This window comes from Caldicellulosiruptor diazotrophicus, assembly GCF_017347585.1.
Taxonomy (GTDB): Bacteria; Bacillota; Thermoanaerobacteria; order Caldicellulosiruptorales; family Caldicellulosiruptoraceae; genus Caldicellulosiruptor; species Caldicellulosiruptor diazotrophicus.
In genome coordinates this window covers 1,439,439-1,459,266 of sequence record NZ_AP024480.1, presented here as the reverse complement: position 1 = coordinate 1,459,266, position 19,828 = coordinate 1,439,439, and the positions used below count along the sequence as shown (strand labels likewise).

Below are 19,828 nucleotides of genomic sequence, written 5' to 3'. Positions count from 1 at the left end.
AGGTTAACATATTGCCTCTGGAGTGGCACATTTTGAATTGTTAGTGAATTATACTAACAACTATTTTTGAATATATTTCAAAAGGTCAGGTGTCTTAAAGATGAAATTTTCAATTTATAACAAAGAGAAAGTGGTAGGATATTTATTTATTTTAGCGCCAATTCTCCAATTCTTTATCTTTGCGTTGGGACCATTAATTTACTCCTTTTATGCCAGCTTTACCGATTGGGATGGTCTTACCCAGCCAAGTTTTATAGGATTAGAGAACTATAAAGAAATTGTACTTGATGATCGATTTTGGAAAGCTCTTTATAATACAATCTTCTACATGATAGGTATACCTATAGGAATGTTTTTGTCAATTATATTAGCAATACTTATGAATCAGAAATTAAGAGGTATAAGCATCTATAGAGTAATTTATTACATTCCCAATATTTCCTCATTAGTAGCAATAGCAATCTTGTGGCAATGGATATATAATCCGGATTATGGTATTTTAAATAACATGCTATATAAGTTGTTTCATATACAAGGGCCCAATTGGTTATATAATACAACATGGGTAAAACCAGCAATTATTATTGTAACTGTTTGGCGAGGCTTAGGATATTCAACTCTTCTCTATTTAGCTGGACTTCAGAATATACCACATGTTTATTATGAGGCAGCAGAAATTGATGGTGCCAGCTCGTTAAAGAAGTTCATTTATATAACATTGCCTTTATTAACGCCAACAAGTTTTTACATAGTTGTAACAACATGCATAGGTGGATTGCAAATGTTTGTTGAACCTCAGATTTTAGCTAACAATGGGGGACCGGAATATAGTGCGGCAACAGTAGTATTTTATTTATGGCAGAAAGCTTTTATTAACTATGATATGGGGTATGCTTGTGCAGTTGCTTGGATTCTGGGGGCGATAATATTTGTTGTAACACTTATCCAATTTAAATATGCTAATAAATGGGTGTATGGTATGGATTAAATTTAAAAGCTCAAAAGGAGTAGAGATACAATGAATGTTGGTTTAACAAAAAAGAATGTGAGAGTGATAACGGCTTTATTAACTTACTTAATACTTACTGCTGGTGCGATAATAATGATCTTACCATTATTATGGATGTTATCTACTGCTTTAAAAGAGAAGGAGGCCGCTTTTTTACTTCCTCCTCGTTGGATTCCAAATCCTATAAAATGGAATAATTTTATTAATGTATTTAAAAAAGGGCCAATTTTATCAGGATTTAAAAATAGTTTAATTGTTGCTACAACAGTAATAAGTGTAGGGACATTTACTTCTTCTCTTGCAGCCTTTTCGTTTGCAAAATTAAAATTTCCGGGCAAAGATAAAATATTTTTGATGTTATTAGGAACAATAATGATTCCGTACCCTGTAGTAATGATACCACAATTTGTTATGTTTTCAAAAATTCATTGGACAGATACTTTGTTGCCTTTAATTGTTCCTGGTATGTTCGGTAATGTTATGATGATATTTTTCTTAAAACAAAATATAACTTCTATTTCTGACTCACTGATTGATGCAGCTAAAATTGATGGATGTGGATATTTTAAGATGTATTACAAGATTATCTTACCATTAGTTAAACATGCTGTAGCTACTCAAATAATTTTATGGTTTGTGGGTATTTGGAACGATTATTTAGCTCCTTTGATATATTTAAATTCCCCTGAAAAAATGACAATACAGGTTGTTATTGCTTCATTTAATTCCTTTTATGCTATTCAAAATGATTATCCGTTAATTATGGCAGCTTCATTAATTTCGATGTTGCCAATAATTGTGGTATTTATGATTTTCCAAAAACAAATAATTGAATCAATAATGATTAGTGGAATTAAAGAATAGAATTTATAATAATAGAATTTTTAGAGAAGAAAGTATTAGTTTTGGAAACCGCAACTATTTAGTTTTGATTACTATATTAATTTGGATATATAAATAACCACTGTGAATGATAATCTTATGGGAAAATCGCGATTCGAAGATGAATAAAATTATTTATTCCAAGGCATTACCTAAATTCACATTATATGATTTATCATAACCTAACTGTAATTAATGTTCATAACAGCTAAGTATGATATATACTCAAAGAGATATCTAAGATGACGGGGTTACAAATTCAGGTATTTGGATAATGATGTCAAGTGATCTCATAAATTAGTAATTTATCGAATACATCTTGAGGGGGATTTAACATTTTCGACAAATAAAGGAACGTACATACCTAAAATTACTAGTTACCAGCTGCAAAAAGGAGCCAAAATACATTAGCACCAAATCTTATACACCATTATTGTTTCAAACAATATTAAGTCTCCAGTTTTTCTTTTGAAAAGAGTTGTATTTAAGATGGAAGTTTAAATTATTATCTTTACTGCTAGGTGTAGGGTATTCTTGTATTGGTCTTTTAAAATTAACACTAAAGCCATTTGGATGGAGAGTGACGCTTTTGTATTCATAACAGCTTTCAACTGCTCGTAATGAGCAGTTTGCACATTTAAAGAAATAAGTAGAAAGGAGGAAAAATATGATTTTATCAAAAAGAAAATTTTTAGTAAAGGTTTGTGCCATAACAGTAATATTCTGCATAATTTTTTCGTTTTTAATTCCTGCCTTAGCGTATGTAGATAATGAAAGTCATTGGGCAAATTTGAGTGCTAAAAAGTGGGTAGAAAGAGAAGTGTTAAAAGGATATCCCGACGGATCTTTAAAACTCAGCAAGAATATAACAATTGGAGAATTTTTAGCATTACTATGTAGAATTTTTAATTACGAGTATATTCCTCCAGAATTAAACCAAGCAATTAAAGAAGAAAATTGGCAAAAAGAATTTATTTTAAAGGCAGCTGGGGCAGGGTTAATTGATCAAGAGATAGTTGATGTTTATATGCTAAATGGATATATAACAAGACAAGAAGTAGCGTATATTTTAGCAAAGGCTTTTGATTTGCCTGCAGGGGACAAGAAAGTATTAGAGGCATTTAGTGATTCTCAACAGATAGCTGAGGAATACAAAGACAGTATTGCCTCACTAGTTCAGCTGGGATACATGAGAGGAAAACCAGGCAGGAAAATTGATCCTCTTGGATATTTAACGAGAGGAGAAGCAGTCAAATTGTTAGACAATTTAGTGTCTGATTTGAAGAACAAACCAGGAATATATTCAGGTCAAGTAAAAGGGAATATTGTAGTCAATACAAGTGATGTTCAACTCAATAATATGAGGCTGGAAGGTGATTTGTATTTAACAGAGGGTATTGGTGAGGGTGAAGTCTATCTTAAAAATGTTGACGTTAAAGGTAGAATACTTATAAAAGGTGGAGGAATTAACAGTATTAAACTTGAAAATGTTAACTTAGAAGGACAATTAATTATAGATAAGAAAAACGGGACAGTGAGAGTTATTACAATAGGAGAAACGAATATTCCCAACGTAATTGTTAAGAGTGGAGCTATCTTAGAGGAAGAAAAAATATCAAGTAAAGGATTTTTGAATATTAAGATAGACAATAATCTACCAGATTCGATTGTTATTTTAAATGGACAATTTGAGAATGTTGAAATTAATGGGGACCGACAAGAGGTAAAGCTTGAGTCAAATACAAAAGTTGTAAATTTAAAAGCTACATCTAATGTAAGAATTACGGGAAATGGCATTTTGGAAAATGAACCTTTAATAGACAAGAGTAAAGTTGTTGTAAATGTAAAGGTAGTTCAGAAAGAGAAAAATGAATTTAAAGAAGAAGAGGGTAAAAAAGCCTCTGAAAAGCAAACCGATGAAAAATTATCTACAAATCCAATAGTGACTTATATACAAACAAGTTCTAATCAAACCTCTTCTACTAATCAGACTCAGCAAGGTAGTAATCAACAGACAAGTGGTAGCACAGGGACTTCTCAACAAAACAATGAGAACCAAACAACCGAGGAAAGTGTTTATTTGCCTGAAAGTCCTGCATTTAAAAATGTCTCAGTTCATGATCCTTCTGTAATTAAAGTAAATGATACCTACTATATTTTTGGTTCTCACTTAGCAGCAGCAAAAAGCAAAGATTTAATGCAATGGGAATTGATTGATTCTGGGGTTCGTAACGATAATAAAATAATACCCAATGTATTTACTGAGCTTGCAGAAACATTTGAATGGGCTCAAACAAACACATTATGGGCTCCTCATGTTGTTCAACTTAAAAATGGCAAATTCTATATGTACTATTGTGCATGCAAAGGAGATTCTCCACTTTCTGCATTGGGCATAGCAGTGGCAGATAATGTAGAAGGTCCATACAGGAATCTTGGAATTATTTTGAAATCAGGTATGAAAGGAACCAGTGAAGACGGAACTCCTTATGATGCGACAAAGCATCCAAATGTAGTTGATCCACATGTATTCTATGACAAAGAGGGTAAGTTGTGGATGGTATATGGATCGTATTCGGGTGGTATTTTCATTTTACAACTGGATCCAGAAACAGGGTTGCCGTTACCTGGTCAGGGTTACGGTAAGAAGTTAGTAGGGGGTAATCATAGCAGAATCGAAGGACCGTTTATACTTTACAATCCTCAAACAGATTATTACTACTTATTCTTGAGCTTTGGTGGTCTTGCTTCTGATGGGGGGTATAATATTAGAGTTGCACGTTCAAAAAATCCTGATGGGCCTTACTATGATTCAGAAGGACACGACATGATAGAATGTAAAGGAAAAGAAGGTTCATTTTTTGACGATGCTTCCATTGAGCCCTATGGAGTTAAACTTATTGGTAATTTCCTATTTGATACAAATCCACAAAATGTGAATGGACCAGGTTATGGATATGTTTCACCAGGACATAATTCAGCATATTATGATCCACAAACAGGCAAATATTATTTAATATTCCATACAAGATTTCCAGGAAAAGGAGAACAACATGAAGTAAGAGTTCATCAATTATTTTTCAATGAAGATGGGTGGCCAGTTGTTGCTCCTTCTCCTTATGTTGGAGAAAAAGCAGTAAAAGTAAAAACTCAAGATATTGTGGGAGAATACTTGTATATCAATCATGGGAAAGATATAAGTCCAAAAATCAAAGGAGCTTCTATTATCAATCTCAACAATGATGGAACAGTAAGTGGCGATGTTTATGGAACATGGAACTTGAAGGGGGATTATTATGGTGAAATTGTCCTCGAATCAAATGAAAATGGGGTAAAAACGCAAGAGATATATAAGGGTGTGTTTGTTAAATGTTGGGACCCAACAACCAAAAGTTATGTTATGACATTTAGCGGACTATCACAAAAAGGAGTTTCTATTTGGTTAAAACAAATCAACAAGAGCACTCTTGCTGATGTTGTAATTAATAGCATTAGTATACCAACAACTGTTGGAAACGAAGGTATATCACTACCAACAATTGGTTACTTGAATGTTCCTATCCAATGGCATAGTGATAATCCAGATATTTTATCAGATTCCGGATTAATTATATCAAGGCCTGAAAATTCAACAAAAGTTGTTCTCACAGCTACTGTAACTTATGGTGGTGTGACAAGAACAAAACAATTTGAAGTACTTGTTACAGGCAGTAAATTTGACCCCGATAATGATTTAAGTCTTATTGCTTATTATCCATTTGAAGGGAATCTAAATGAGGCAACCGGTAAGGTTGGTCCAGGTATTGTTACAGGAAATAGGATAAACAATGAAGGTGGGAATATTACCTTTAGTGAAGGAATAAAAGGTAATTCAGCAGTTTTTGATGGTGAATCAGGAATTAGATTACCAGATGATTTGATTAAAGATTGGACTTATACTGTTTCTTTCTGGGTTTATGCTGAACAATTAACCCAGTTTACAACTACCTTTTTTGGAGCATATAATGAAAACTCATGGATTAGTTTTACACCACGTGGTTGGGATGGCGCTAGCAGTATCCTCTGGTCAGGTTCTGACCCATGGTATGATGGGATATGCAGTAATAACGTAAAGATTGGCGAGTGGACTCATGTAGCAATTACAGTAGATAATGGTATAGTGAAAGTTTACATGAATGGAAGACTTGTTTTTGAAGGTAGTAATTTCCCTGATAGATTTAGCAAAAAACCTGGCGGTATCTTTGCGTTAGGTGTAAACTGGTGGGATCCGCCATTTAAAGGGAAAATCGATGAATTAAGAATATATGATAGAGCACTCTTGCAAGATGAAATTAAAGTTTTGGCAGAAGATAAAGTAAAGGAAGGCGGTTTAATTGCATGGTTTAAATTTGAAGATAATCTTCAGGATTCTACGGGTAATTTCAATGAAGGAGTTGTAATAGGCAATAAAATTGATGTACCGGGTGGTCAGATTTCTTATGGTGAAGGAGTTGTGGGTAAAGCTGTATATTTGGATGGAAATTCAGGTGTTCGATTGCCGAATGGGCTTATTTCAAGTTATGAGTATACAGTATCTCTATGGGTATACGCTGAAAAACTCACAATGTTTACACCAACATTTTTTGGGGCAATGAGCCAAACGAAATGGATTAGTGTTGTCCCTTATGGTCACAACGGTGTAGATAACAGTATAATGGTATGGTCTGGAAGTGAAAGATGGATAGATGGTGGGACTGGTGTAAAAATAAATCCTAATACATGGACACATATAGCTTTTACAGTAAAGAGAGGAAATTTGACAGTTTATGTTGATGGAGAAAAGAAATTTGAAGGAACTGGTGTACCTAACATATTTAATTCTTATGATGGAATCTTCACCTTAGGGGTAAATTGGTGGGATGCTCCATTTAAAGGTATGATAGATGAATTAAAAATTTATGATATTTCCTTGTCACAAGATGAAATTAAAAAATTGTTTCAAACAAAATGAAAATTTAATTATGTATGTGGTTGATGGTAGGTAGGTACTCTTTTTTAGAAGTGCCTACCTAACGATTGATTTTTTTGTTTCTATAGTTAAGAGGATATTTACTATTAGTTATTCACAAAAATTTTAAAAATGTACTTGACAAAATTAGATGATAGAACTATAATAAAGTATAGATAGTTTAATTACGAATAAATTATTTTATGAAAATCTAAAAACACTATAAGAGGACAAAGAGAGAGCAAGATAGTAAAGGTAAATTGGAGGGTTTCAAAATGCAAGGGACAGTGAAAGAAACAACAAGTGATAAACTATTTGACTTTTTTAATTACATGATAATGATTATGACGTTAATAATAGTTGGATATCCAATGTATTTTGTTATAATAGCTTCATTTAGTGATCCTGACTTAGTGAACAGAGGAGAAGTGTTGTTTTGGCCCAAGGGGTTTACTCTTCTGGGATATCAAAGATTATTCCACTATCCACAAATTGTGACAGGATATAAAAATACAATTCTTTATACTATTGTGGGCACAGTTGTTGGTGTTTTTTTAACATTATCAGCTGGGTATGCAATTTCACGTCGAGACTTGTTCGGTAGAAGGTTTATAATTTTAATGTTTACTTTCACTCTTTTCTTCAACGGAGGTTTAATTCCTACATATCTTTTAGTCAAAAGCCTTGGTTTGTTAGATACATTCTGGGTGATGATAATTCCAACTGCTGTATCAGTTTTTAACGTAATTATTGCAAAGTCATTTTATGAAGGCAGTTGGATTGATGAACTAATTGAAGCAGCTCGGATTGACGGATGTGGCGACTTAAGGTTTTTCTTCATGATTGCTCTTCCGCTATCAGTTCCTCTTATAGCAGTTATGACTTTATTTTATGCTGTTGGCAAATGGAATTCTTTCTTTGACGCTCTAATTTATTTAAAATCTCCAGAAAAGTATCCACTGCAGCTTGTTCTGAGAGACATTTTAATTTCTAATCAGGTAACGATGGGAGGTGCTATGCAAGATGTAAGTGATATAACACAGCGTCTCAAAACTGCACAACTTGTTAAATATTCTATAATGATTATTTCAAGTTTACCAATTTTGGTGTTTTATCCTTTTGTTCAAAAGTATTTTGTAAAGGGTATTATGTTGGGAGCTATTAAAGGTTAAAAAGAGGAGGAGGTTTAGGAAATGAGAAGGAAAAAGTTTTTAAAGAGATTATCATGGTGTGTAATTGTTTGCTTTGTTGTTTCTATAATTGCTGTCTCCACAATGATGCTTGTTAGTGCATCATCCAATTTCAACAAAACTGGCTTTCCAATAGTTAAAAACAAAGTAACACTTACAATTTTAGTAAATAATTACAGCGCAGATATGCCCAAGGATTATAATGAGTACAATCAATTCAAAAGATTAGAGAAACTAACAAATGTGCATATTAAATGGATTATGCCAGGTAGCCAATTTGCTGAGAAAAAGAGCTTAATGTTAGCAAGCGGAGATTTACCAGATATTATATTTGGTTGCACAGATTTTGAGTTAGCGAAGTATGGTGGAATGGGTGTTTTTAAACCGTTAGAAAAATTGATTGATCAATATACTACTAACCTAAAAAATATATTCAAAAAACATCCGGCAACAAAAGCATTAGTAACTGCACCTGACGGACACATATATACAACTCCTCGTGTTAATGAAGGACCATGGATGTATAGAGAAGGTATGGGAGTTGGAGTAATAAATGTAAAATGGATTAAAGATTTGGGGCTTAAAATGCCTACTAATATTGATGAATTTGAGAAGGTGATGATAGCATTTAAGACAAAAGATCCTAATAAGAACGGAAAAGCTGACGAGATACCAATCACAGCTATTGGTAATCCGATGGAGATGCATGGATTGGGATATTTAATGGATTCGTTTGGAGTTAGTGCGAGATGGTATTTTGCTGATGTTAGAAATGGAAAAGTTGTATTTTTAGGAACATTGCCAGAATACAAAGAGGCTATTAAATGGTTGAGCAAACTATGGAAAGAGGGACTTATTGATAAAGAATGGTTTACCCAAGATTATGCTAAGAAAGCTTCAAAATTAAACGCTCAGCCTTACATTGTTGGTTATGCAGATTTATGGGATATAAATGATGATTTTTCGTCCAAAAAAGCTCATGATTACTATGATTACATGCCTCCGCTCAAAGGACCAAATGGTAGGAAACCTGTTATGTACAGAGCGGCGTATCCTGGATATGATAGATGGGGTGCGGTAATAACAAGAGCTTGTAAGATGCCTGAAGTTGCGATTAGATACATTGACACGATGTATGATGAGAAGATGTCAGTTGAACTTATTGAGGGTGAATTTGGAGTAAGACTTAAGAAAAGTTCAGAAGGGTGGTATTATATTCCTGATCCACCAGCTGGTATGAATCAGCAACAGTGGCGTTGTAAAGTATCCCCTGCACACAGCGTTCCTTGGGCAGTTTTTGAAGATCCGGGTTATACAAAGATCTTGAGACTTACCTATACTGATCAGAAAGTTAACTTTATGAAAAAATATGTAGCACCATATGCAGATCCTGATCCATGGCCACCAGTATTCTATTCAGCAGATGAAGCTGATAAAATAAATCAGATTCAAACCAACTTGATAAATTACGCAAATAGAAAAGCTGCTGAATGGATAATGAAAGGTACAATCGATAAAGAATGGAATGCATACGTTAAAGAACTAAATAAGATGAAATTGCAAGAATGGTTGAAAATAAATCAAGCCGCATATGAAAGATTTATGAAGAATCTTAAAGCATTCTCTTCTGGTAAATAATAAAGTAACAATTACAGTGGTTTGATAATAATAGAGAGAGGCTGTCTTATCCATTTTTGAGACAGCCTCTATTAAGCAAATATGTACATTTTTTGCTTAGTCAGTTGATGAAGAGAGGGGAATACTAAATGTCTGATACAACCATTCCAACAAAAGGCGCTTTTGAAATAAAGCAAAAGAAAAAAAGAATTGCATTGAAAGAATTTAAAAATAGTTTGGGATTATATATTTTGCTGTTGCCCACTTTAATTTATGTAATTGTCTTTCTGTATATTCCTATGTATGGTGTAATTATTGCTTTTAAAGACTACAATCCTTTAATAGGAATAATTAAAAGTAAATGGGTAGGTTTGAAATATTTTTATGATTTTATTACTGCATATAACTTTGGTCAGTTATTATTCAATACATTGACTCTCAGTGTTTATGGTTTTATTGTAGGGTTTCCTCTTACCATAGCATTTGCACTACTTTTGCATTATTTACCTAATAAACCACTTCAGAAAGTGGTGCAAAATGTTACATTTGCTCCTCACTTTATTTCGACAGTTGTAATGGTAGGAATTTTGCAAGTTTTTTTAACAGATCAAACAGGAATAGTGAATTTGCTTTTAAAAAAGATAGGACTTGAATCTATTAATTTTTTGGGTAGTGCTGCGCTTTTTAAACATGTTTATGTATGGTCAGATATTTGGCAGCATATAGGCTGGAATGCGATCATCTATTTGGCTGCCTTGACAAACGTGGACCCTGAACTTCATGAAGCTGCAATAATTGATGGAGCAACAAAATTACAAAGAATCAAATATATTGATTTACCAGCAATAATGCCAACGGTAATTACTTTGCTACTACTTGGAATAGGAAATATTATGTCTGTTGGCTTTGAAAAGGCGTATTTAATGCAGAACAATTTAAACATTGAATCTTCTGAAATTATTGCTACATATGTTTATAAACTTGGTCTAATAGGAGCTCAATGGAGTTTTTCAACTGCTGTGGGTTTATTCAATTCTGTTATCAATTTTGTGTTGTTAATAAGTGCAAATATAATATCTAAGAAAACGTTGGGTCATGGGATATGGTAAAAATTCTCATGTGAGGTGCAAGATGAGCAATGAAATTAAGAAGAAATTTAATTTTTTTTGTTTTGATAATTTTTTTAGTTTCTATTTTAGTAGGAGGATATTGGATGCAGCAAGAGAGCGTAGCATATGAAAGATCATCAAGTAGTAATATTTTCCAGGAATCGATATCAATAGATGTAAACAAAAAAGGTATTGCTATTAGTCCAATGCTCTATGGTGCCTTTTTCGAAGATATAAACTCAGGTGCTGATGGAGGGCTTTATGCAGAGCTTGTTCAAAATAGGTCATTTGAATTTCCAGACGGTCTTCAAAGTTGGGATATAAGCGCAATAGGAAATGATAAAGTTGAGTTTTCTGTAGAGGACAAAGGCAGTATTAGCAGTAAAAATCCACATTACCTTCGAGTGCAGGTAAATAAAATTGACAAAGGCGTAAAGATAGTTAACTATGGTTACAATGGTATAACTATTAAATCAGGAGAATCCTATAGGTTATCTTTATATGCAAGAACTCCAAATAACAAAATCAATACCATTATAGCAACCATTGAAGATGACAATGGAAAGATAGGAGCAAAGGTTGAAGTAAAGGGAATAACAAATGCTTGGAAACAATATGAGCTGACCTTTAAAGCAGCTAATACAATTTCAGATGGTCAACTTGTAATAAAAGTAGCTAAAGAAGGAATATTAGATTTGGACATGGTATCTCTATTTCCTCAGAAAACATGGAAGAATAGAAAAAATGGATTAAGATATGATATCGCAAAGCTTATTGCAGATTTGAAGCCAGCTTTTTTAAGATTCCCCGGTGGTTGCATAGTAGAAGGAAGAACAATGGCAACCGCATATAGATGGAAGAATACCATAGGTGATATTTCAGAGCGTCCAACAATAGAAAACTTATGGGGATACTATCAGTCGTTTGGTTTAGGATTTTATGAGTATTTTCAGTTTTGTGAGGACATAGGTGCAGAACCTGTGCCAGTTATAAACTGCGGTATGGCTTGTCAAGCAAGAAATGGTGATATGATAGATTTAAATAGACTAGATGAGTACATTCAGGATGCTTTAGATTTAATTGAGTTTGCAAATGGGGATGTAAACACAAAATGGGGATTTGTGAGAGCTAAGTTAGGACATCCGAAACCATTTAACTTGAAATTCATAGCCATAGGAAATGAACAATGGGGGACAGATTATTATATCAGATATGAAAAGTTCTATGATGCAATTAAAAAGAAATATCCTAACATAAAGGTGATTTTTGCAGCTGGACCTGCTCCAAGTGGAAAGATATTTGATGATGCATGGACATGGGCTAAAACGACGAAGAAGGCAGATATAATTGATGAGCATTATTATATGGCACTCGAATGGTTTTTGATGAATACGGATAGATACTCAACATATGACAGAAAAGGGCCGAAGGTATTTGTAGGGGAATATGCTGCGCATGGACTTGGGAGGAGAAATAATTTAGAAGCTGCACTTGCAGAAGCTGCTTATTTATTGGGTTTAGAGAAAAATTCAGATGTTGTATTGATGGCATCTTACGCACCACTTTTAGCAAAACAATATGCCACACAATGGGAACCAACTCTTATTAAGTTTAATAATGAAATGGCTTATGCAACACCAAATTATTATGTTCAAAAAATTTTCAATGAAAATAAGGGAAAGTATATATTACCAATTACTCTCAAAACCACATCATCTAATAAATCAGCAGATATTACTGGCATGGTCGGGCTTGGTACATGGATTACAGAAGCCGAGTTTAAAGACTTTAAGGTTATAGACAACAAAACTAGAAGAACGCTTTTTGCTGATAATTTTAAAGACTCATATGGCAAATGGCAAATTGTAAGAGGAATGTGGAATATAGAAAATGGGATATTTTCACAGACAAGCAATGCTGAAAACTGCTACGCTGTTGCTGGAGATTCAAATTGGAGCAATTATACCATTCAAGTTAAGGCAAGAAAAGTAAGTGGTAATGAAGGATTCTTGATTATATTCGGATTAAAGGATTCAAACAATTATTATTGGTGGAACATTGGAGGATGGGGAAATACAACAACAGCCATTGAAAGATGTGTAAATGGTACAAAGTATATTGTTGGGAAATCAGCAAATGTTACAGTTATGCCCAACAAATGGTATGATATCAAAATTGAATTGGATGGTAATAGAATTAAATGCTATCTTGATGGAAAATTGATTCATGATGTAGTTGACAACATGATTATCAAAGACATTTATGCAAATGCCTCAATAGATTCAAACAATGACATTATAATAAAAGTAGTCAATATATCTTCCTCAAATAGAAAAGTTAGAATCAATCTAAATGGGATTGCTAAAGACAAGATTAACCCAGAAGGTACAGCAATAGTACTAACATCCTCTAATTTGGAAGATGAGAATAGCTTTGAGCAACCAAATTTAATAACTCCCAAGACAAAGAAAATAAAGGGAATAAGTAATAGTTTTGACTATACTTTTGATAAATATTCGGTTACAGTTTTAAGAATTAAGACGAAAAAGTGATGGAGAGGATTAAAATGAGTGTGGGAAATAAAAATTTGATTTTAAAAGGTGGACTTTTAATTCTTCTTTGTGTAATAGTTGTTTTAGTAAATGTATTAGTCTTTGCCTCAGCAGGTAAAAAAGATATTAGCGCTTCGTCAACCAAGAATATTAAAGTAACTTACCCTAAAGCACCTCCAAAAATAACCTTATATGATCTGTCAATTATAAACGATGAAAAGAAGTGGACGGTCAACAATGTTCATGACCCTGCAATTATCAAAGCTGATAACGGATGGTATTATATATACTCTACTGATGTAAAAGTTGGAGGTGTGCCAAAACCAGGAATACAAATTCGAAAATCAAAAGATTTGATTAACTGGCAGTTTGTTGGATATGTATTCAATGGAAAAGATTATGTTTATGGTGGTATTCCAAAAGGTGCTTATGAATGGACCCAGGCAACAAATCTTTGGGCTCCAGATATAAAAAAGATGAATGGTAAATACTACCTTTATTATGCTGCGTCTCAATTTGGAAAGAATCAATCGTATATTGGTTTAGCCACAGCTACAAATCCAGAAGGGCCATGGAAAGACGAAGGTGAGGTTATAAAAACAAAACAGGGTGATTTTGTCAACGCAATTGACCCATGCCTTACATTTGATGCAAATGGTCAGCCTTGGCTTGTGTATGGTTCTTTCTTTGGGGGAATATATATAATCAAAATTGATAAAAAAACAGGCAAGCCCACTGAAAAAGGGTTTGGAAAGCTTATTGCAAGAAGAGATATGAGTGTTCAAGATGCAATCGAAGGACCGTATATCATTTACAATCCAAAATTTAAAAAATATTATCTTTTTGTCTCATATGATTCGCTGTTTAACGATTACAATGTTCGTGTTGGAAGGTCAGACAAAATTACTGGACCGTATAGAGATTACAATGGCAAACTTATGACTGATATTGAATCTCCCCCTTCTGAAGTTGGAACTAAGATTTTGGGCGGTTACCATTTTGAAAATGATGATGGTTGGATTGCACCAGGACACAACTCTGTACTGATAGATGGGAATGATTATTATATAATCCATCATGCAAGAGGAGCTTTGGATAAAAACTGGCCTTATCTACATGTACGGAAAATCCTTTGGACAGATGATGGATGGCCTGTTGTCTCACCTGAGAGATATGCGGGTGAAAAAGAACAGGTTCTGTATAAAGACTTGGTTGTTGGTATTTGGGAAAGGATAGTGTTTGACCCGTATGATTATCTCCAATCAGAGCCCGTAAAAATTACTCTTCTTAAGAGTGGAAAGATAAATTCTGAAAATAGTAGCGACTTTTGGTCATTTGTTTCCCCAAATACGATAAAACTAAACTGGTGCAAAGATAAAACCAAAAAGATTTATGAAGTTGAAACTGTCAAGGTCATACCAGCATGGGATTGGGAGAACTGGAAGCCCACCTTAGTCTTCACTGGTCTTAGCAACAAAGGAATTGCGGTTTGGGGGAAAAAAGTAAAATAAAGAGCTTGTAAAGAGTCATACGAGTTTAAAAAAGTTTGCGGGGTATGACTCTTTGAAAATAAATACCGAAAATAATTTTTAAAATCATTACTAATTTTGAGGGAGGATGAAAAGAAACATGAAAAAAGCAAAAGTCATCTATGATAAGGAGTTCGTAATTGGGCAAGTAGACAAGAGAATCTACGGTTCATTTTTGGAACACATGGGAAGAGCAATATACACAGGAATCTATGAACCAGACCATCCGCAGGCTGATGAAATGGGGTTTAGAAAGGATGTTTTAGAACTTGTTCGGCAGCTGAATGTTCCTATTGTAAGATATCCTGGCGGCAATTTTGTGTCGGGGTATAACTGGGAAGACGGTATTGGTCCAAAAGAAAAAAGACCGAGAAGACTTGAGCTTGCGTGGAGAGCCATCGAGACAAATGAGGTTGGTGTAAACGAATTTGTTGAATGGGCAAAAAGAGCAAACACCTCTGTTATGATGACAGTAAACCTTGGCACACGTGGAATTGACGCTGCAAGAAACTTAGTTGAATATTGCAACTTCCCAGGCGGCACATACTACAGTGATTTGAGACGTCATCATGGTTATGAACAGCCGCACAACATAAAAGTATGGTGTCTTGGGAACGAGATGGATGGTGACTGGCAGATAGGTCATAAAACAGCCCATGAGTATGGCAGAATTGCAAGAGAGACAGCAAAGGTTATGAAGTGGATAGATCCCACTATAGAGCTTGTTGCAGCGGGAAGCTCAGGTCCCAAAATGCCAACATTTCCTGAGTGGGAAGCAATTGTTTTGGACCACACATATGACCTTGTAGATTATGTTTCTCTACATGTGTACTATGGAAATCCTGAAAAAGACACAAAGAATTTTGTTGCAAAATCATTTGAAATGGAAGAGTTTATCAAAACAGTTATATCAACAATTGACTATGTAAAGGCTAAAAAGAGAAGCAAAAAGGTTGTCAATATCTCATTTGACGAATGGAATGTATGGTACCATGCTCATCTTGAGGGAAAAGACCAAAAAGCAGAGCCCTGGGCTCAAGTTCGTGCTATTGCTGAAGAAGATTATGTGTTCGAAGATGCAATTTTGGTGGGATGCATGCTGATTGCGCTTTTGAAACACTGTGATAGAGTCAAGATGGCGTGCATGGCACAGCTTGTAAATGTAATTGCCCCAATTACCACTGTAAAGGGTGGAATTGCTTACAGACAGGTAATCTATTATCCTTTCATGCATGCTGCAAACTTTGGACATGGAGTAGCACTGCTTCCTAAGGTAAATTCTCCTAAATATGACTCAAAAGACTTTACTGATGTTCCATACATTGAAACAGTTGCAACATACAATGAGGAAAAGAATGAAATAACAGTCTTTGCAGTCAACAGAGATTTAGAAGAGGAGATGCAAGTTGAATTTAAGCTTGATGGTTTTGAAGGCTTTGAGGTTGTGGAGCACATTGTATATGAAAGTGATGATATTTACAAAGGAAACACTCAAGATAAGCCTGACAATGTTGTGCCCCACAAAGGTGGAAATTCAAAGATAGAAGGCAATGTTTTAACATCCATATTGCCCAAATTCTCATGGAATGTTATCAGGTTAAAGAAGAAAGAAAATTAATTGCATTGCATAGCTAAGCAAGACAGCTTCTTAAAGAGTATAAAATTTAAGAAGCTGTCTTGTTTGTTTTATAAAATCTGATAGAAGTTTCAAAATTATAAGAATTTAAATACAGCGGCCGAAAGGTTAAAATAAAAGATATATTCATGGAAGGAGATGAGAGTATGCTCAAAATAGCTATCATAGGTGCAGGAAGTGGAGTTTTCACAAGGAACTTGGTAAGAGACATTTTGTCATATCCAGAGCTAAGAAACTCTACAATAGCGCTTATGGACATTGACAGTATAAGGCTTGAATTTATGAGAAAAGCTCTGCAAAAGCTCATTGAACAGGAAAAGTATCCTACTAAACTTGAAGCTACAACTGATAGAAAAGAGGCTTTAAAAGGTGCAAAATATGTTATTATCACAATACAGGTTGGAGGTTTAAAACCTTTCGAGTATGACATTTACATTCCTCTAAAATACGGTGTAAAACAGGCAGTTGGTGATACAATAGGTCCGGGTGGAGTTTTCAGGGCTTTGCGAACAATACCGGTTTTACTTGACATTGCAAAGGACATGGAGGAGCTATGTCCTGACGCACTTTTGCTCAATTATGTAAATCCAATGGCAATGAATTGCTGGGCGTTGAATAAGGCTACGAATATAAAAAATGTAGGGCTTTGTCACAGTGTTCAAGGAACTGCTGAATTTTTAGCAAAGATTATTGGGGCAAAAATGGAAGATATATCATACTTATGTGCAGGTATAAACCACATGGCATGGTTTTTGAAATTTGAGTGGAAAGGAAAAGATGCATATCCTCTTATAAGAGAAAAAGCAAATGATCCAGAAATCTATACACAGGATGTTACAAAATTCGAGATACTAAAACATTTTGGATATTATGTTTCAGAGTCAAGTTTTCATATGTCTGAATATGTTCCCTATTTTAGAAAAAGTGATAATTGGATAAATAAAATCCATAGAACACATTCATGGCACAAAGAACATTACAATGGTATGTATTTGCATTGCTGCTTAGATGCTGCGAAAACTTTGCTCGAGGACCTGAAGAAAATGGCAGAGGCAGACTACATCGACCCGAAAAGAAGTAACGAATACTGTGCAACTATCATCCATTCTATAGAGACAAATACTCCAAGTGTGATAAATGGTAATGTTGAAAATAAAGGTTTGATTACAAATCTGCCTGATGGATGCTGTGTTGAAGTGCCATGTTTGGTTGACAAAAATGGTATTCAGCCAACTTATGTTGGAAATCTACCACCACAGCTTGCAGCTTTGAATAGAACAAATATAAACGTTCAAGAGCTAACTGTTCTTGCTGCTTTGACAGGTGTTAGAGAAGCAGTTTATCATGCGGTTATGATGGACCCTCTCACAAGTGCAGTTTTGGATTTAGACCAAATACGCCAGATGGTAGACGAGATGTTTGAAGCTGAAAAAGAATGGCTGCCAGAAAAGTTTTATAGGTAATTTTGATTAATATATAAATTAAAGCCGAAAAGGGCTTTGCATGCACAAGAAGCTCAAAATCCCATGTTACAATGAGCTATGCAAAGCCCTTTAGTTTTCTTCATCATACTCTTTACACAAAAGTGCTCTAATATACCCATTTTCATTTGAGGTAGAAACAATGTAAAAGCCTCTTGCATAATAGAATCGAACAAGATCGCGAACCTTTGAAGCTGTGTGAAGATAAACCTTTTTGACCCCAAGTTCTTTTAGTCTTTCATCTACTACCTTCATAAGAGCTTTTCCAACACCGTTATTTTGATAGTTGAGTCTTACTCCAAACCTGCTTATATACGCCGTTTTGTCAGGAAATATCTCCACTCTAATAGTGCCTACAATTATTCCATCCATAAAAGCAACATAAACCTCTTTGGTATCAATATCCCTTTTTATATCCTCTTCAGTCTCATTCACAGCTGCATTTTTGGCAGGGTCAATACCTGCAAGCTCACAATACTTTGTAAACGCCTCTTTTGTTATTTCTTTTATAGCCTTTACATCATCATAAGTTGCTCTTCGAACCACAAATTCCATTATTCTTTCCTCCTTCAATGCATAATTATAAGTTAAAAAGAATAAAAATGCAAGCATATATTTTGTAGATAAAAAAATTAAATTGTGCTAAAATGAATAAAGAATCAATGTTTGTAGGGGTTAAAAATTCGAAATATAGAGAAAGGATTTGAGAAAAGTTGCGAGTGCTTGGTATTGACCCTGGAATTGCGCTAAGTGGTTATGGTGTTATAGAGTCTAAAAATGGCTCAGAGTTTAAAGTAATCGACTATGGCAGAATAGAAACTTCGAGCAGTCTCAAAAAGTCGATGAGACTTTTACATCTTTATACTGAGCTTTGTAGCATAATTTCGCTGTACCAGCCTGACGTTGTTGCAATTGAAGAACTTTTTTTCAATAAAAACTCAAAAACTGCTATCACAATTGGTGAGGCAAGAGGTGTGATTATTCTCACATGTATTCAGAATAACCTGAGCATTTACGAATATACCCCCTTGCAAGTTAAACAATCCATAACTGGATACGGTAGAGCAGATAAAACTCAAATACAAAAAATGGTAAAAAGTCTACTTGGTCTTTCTGAAATTCCTAAGCCAGATGATGTTGCTGATGCTTTGGCTGTTGCTTTGTGTCATATACTGTCAAGCTCTTCGGTACTTTATCAGGAGGATGAAGTATGATAGATTCTATTGTGGGAACCATCCAAGAGGTATTTAATAACTATGTTATCCTCAATTACAATAACATATACATAAAAATACTTTGTAATGGCACAAAATTCTCTGAATTTTTAGGCAAAGAAAAGAGAGTATATGTTAGCCTAAAGTTTAACGAAAATTTATCAGAGCTTGAATGTTACGGTTTTTTGACAAGGGAGGAAAGAGAACTTTTTTTAAAGCTTCAGAAGGTAACCGGTGTGGGCAGCAAATTAGCTCTTCAGATTCTTTCTTCAATAGACTTTCAAGAGCTTATTGTTGAGATTGCAAAGGGAAATGTGGCAAGGCTTGAGAAGGTAAAAGGAATTGGGAAAAAAACTGCAAGCAGGATAATTCTTGAGCTCAAAGAGACACTCAAAAAAGAGTTCAAAGTGGCTTCTACTTCAGGTAAAGAAGAAAAAACTTATGAAAAACTTGAAGAGATATCTTTAGCACTTTTATCCTTGGGATATGAGATAGATGAAATCAACCAGGTTCTTTCATCCGAAGATTTTTCTGAACTTTCTTTAGAAGATGGAATAAAACTTGCTTTGAAAAAATTATCAAAGATTTGAGAAAAAAATAAATCCAAAGAGGAATGAAATAA

The 19,828-nt window shown here is 34.3% G+C and carries 13 protein-coding genes; 12 read left to right on the top strand and 1 reads right to left on the bottom strand.

All coding sequences use genetic code 11. From position 1 onward, the window contains the following. Positions 1-100: 100 nt before the first annotated feature. The 10 genes from CaldiYA01_RS07020 to melA all read left to right on the top strand — a co-directional run bounded on the left by CaldiYA01_RS07020 (position 101) and on the right by melA (position 17,974). Positions 101-988 (top strand): carbohydrate ABC transporter permease, encoded by an 888-nt coding sequence (locus CaldiYA01_RS07020; RefSeq protein WP_013403509.1) that lies wholly within the window; start codon positions 101-103, stop codon positions 986-988. Positions 989-1,018: 30 nt separating this feature from the next. Next, positions 1,019-1,873: a carbohydrate ABC transporter permease gene (locus CaldiYA01_RS07015; RefSeq protein ID WP_013403508.1), complete on the top strand. Its 855-nt coding sequence runs from the start codon at positions 1,019-1,021 to the stop codon at positions 1,871-1,873. A gap of 685 nt (positions 1,874-2,558) precedes the next feature. Then, positions 2,559-6,881, top strand: coding sequence for a LamG-like jellyroll fold domain-containing protein (locus tag CaldiYA01_RS12470; protein WP_207178209.1), 4,323 nt, complete (start codon positions 2,559-2,561; stop codon positions 6,879-6,881). A 272-nt stretch (positions 6,882-7,153) separates the two neighbouring features. Continuing rightward, positions 7,154-8,050, top strand: coding sequence for a carbohydrate ABC transporter permease (locus CaldiYA01_RS07005; RefSeq protein WP_013403506.1), 897 nt, complete (start codon positions 7,154-7,156; stop codon positions 8,048-8,050). Between the two features lie 21 nt (positions 8,051-8,071). Further along, positions 8,072-9,706, top strand: coding sequence for an ABC transporter substrate-binding protein (locus tag CaldiYA01_RS07000; protein ID WP_207178207.1), 1,635 nt, complete (start codon positions 8,072-8,074; stop codon positions 9,704-9,706). Between the two features lie 128 nt (positions 9,707-9,834). Continuing rightward, the gene (locus tag CaldiYA01_RS06995; RefSeq protein ID WP_013403504.1) at positions 9,835-10,794 is read left to right on the top strand and encodes an ABC transporter permease; all 960 of its coding nucleotides are present in this window, start codon (positions 9,835-9,837) and stop codon (positions 10,792-10,794) included. A 104-nt stretch (positions 10,795-10,898) separates the two neighbouring features. After that, positions 10,899-13,346, top strand: a complete 2,448-nt coding sequence (locus CaldiYA01_RS06990; protein WP_238480488.1) for an alpha-L-arabinofuranosidase C-terminal domain-containing protein — start codon at positions 10,899-10,901, stop codon at positions 13,344-13,346. 14 nt (positions 13,347-13,360) lie between these two features. After that, entirely contained in the window at positions 13,361-14,857 is a 1,497-nt protein-coding gene (locus tag CaldiYA01_RS06985; protein ID WP_207178203.1) for an arabinan endo-1,5-alpha-L-arabinosidase, read from the top strand. A 118-nt stretch (positions 14,858-14,975) separates the two neighbouring features. Continuing rightward, complete coding sequence (gene arfA / locus CaldiYA01_RS06980; RefSeq protein ID WP_207178201.1) at positions 14,976-16,493, top strand: arabinosylfuranosidase ArfA; 1,518 nt, start codon at positions 14,976-14,978, stop codon at positions 16,491-16,493. Positions 16,494-16,657: 164 nt separating this feature from the next. Then, a complete protein-coding gene (gene melA / locus CaldiYA01_RS06975) occupies positions 16,658-17,974 on the top strand; it encodes an alpha-glucosidase/alpha-galactosidase (protein WP_207178199.1) in 1,317 nt (438 codons plus the stop codon). 90 nt (positions 17,975-18,064) lie between these two features. Here the strand turns inward: melA and CaldiYA01_RS06970 are convergent, their stop codons facing one another. Then, complete coding sequence (locus CaldiYA01_RS06970) at positions 18,065-18,547, bottom strand: GNAT family N-acetyltransferase (protein WP_011917090.1); 483 nt, start codon at positions 18,545-18,547, stop codon at positions 18,065-18,067. A 158-nt stretch (positions 18,548-18,705) separates the two neighbouring features. Between CaldiYA01_RS06970 and ruvC the strand changes: the two genes are divergently transcribed. Beyond that, complete coding sequence (gene ruvC, locus CaldiYA01_RS06965; protein WP_207178197.1) at positions 18,706-19,206, top strand: crossover junction endodeoxyribonuclease RuvC; 501 nt, start codon at positions 18,706-18,708, stop codon at positions 19,204-19,206. Further along, on the top strand, positions 19,203-19,796 hold the full coding sequence (gene ruvA, locus CaldiYA01_RS06960) for a Holliday junction branch migration protein RuvA (RefSeq protein WP_207178195.1): 594 nt from the start codon (positions 19,203-19,205) through the stop codon (positions 19,794-19,796). Before ruvC ends, ruvA begins: the two co-directional genes overlap by 4 nt. Positions 19,797-19,828: the final 32 nt, after the last annotated feature.

Coding starts and splice junctions, on each gene's coding strand:
- CaldiYA01_RS07020 (WP_013403509.1), top strand. CDS start 101: ATGAAATTTTCAATTTATAACAAAGAGAAAGTGGTAGGATATTTATTT.
- CaldiYA01_RS07015 (WP_013403508.1), top strand. CDS start 1,019: ATGAATGTTGGTTTAACAAAAAAGAATGTGAGAGTGATAACGGCTTTA.
- CaldiYA01_RS12470 (WP_207178209.1), top strand. CDS start 2,559: ATGATTTTATCAAAAAGAAAATTTTTAGTAAAGGTTTGTGCCATAACA.
- CaldiYA01_RS07005 (WP_013403506.1), top strand. CDS start 7,154: ATGCAAGGGACAGTGAAAGAAACAACAAGTGATAAACTATTTGACTTT.
- CaldiYA01_RS07000 (WP_207178207.1), top strand. CDS start 8,072: ATGAGAAGGAAAAAGTTTTTAAAGAGATTATCATGGTGTGTAATTGTT.
- CaldiYA01_RS06995 (WP_013403504.1), top strand. CDS start 9,835: ATGTCTGATACAACCATTCCAACAAAAGGCGCTTTTGAAATAAAGCAA.
- CaldiYA01_RS06990 (WP_238480488.1), top strand. CDS start 10,899: ATGCAGCAAGAGAGCGTAGCATATGAAAGATCATCAAGTAGTAATATT.
- CaldiYA01_RS06985 (WP_207178203.1), top strand. CDS start 13,361: ATGAGTGTGGGAAATAAAAATTTGATTTTAAAAGGTGGACTTTTAATT.
- arfA (WP_207178201.1), top strand. CDS start 14,976: ATGAAAAAAGCAAAAGTCATCTATGATAAGGAGTTCGTAATTGGGCAA.
- melA (WP_207178199.1), top strand. CDS start 16,658: ATGCTCAAAATAGCTATCATAGGTGCAGGAAGTGGAGTTTTCACAAGG.
- CaldiYA01_RS06970 (WP_011917090.1), bottom strand. CDS start 18,547: ATGGAATTTGTGGTTCGAAGAGCAACTTATGATGATGTAAAGGCTATA.
- ruvA (WP_207178195.1), top strand. CDS start 19,203: ATGATAGATTCTATTGTGGGAACCATCCAAGAGGTATTTAATAACTAT.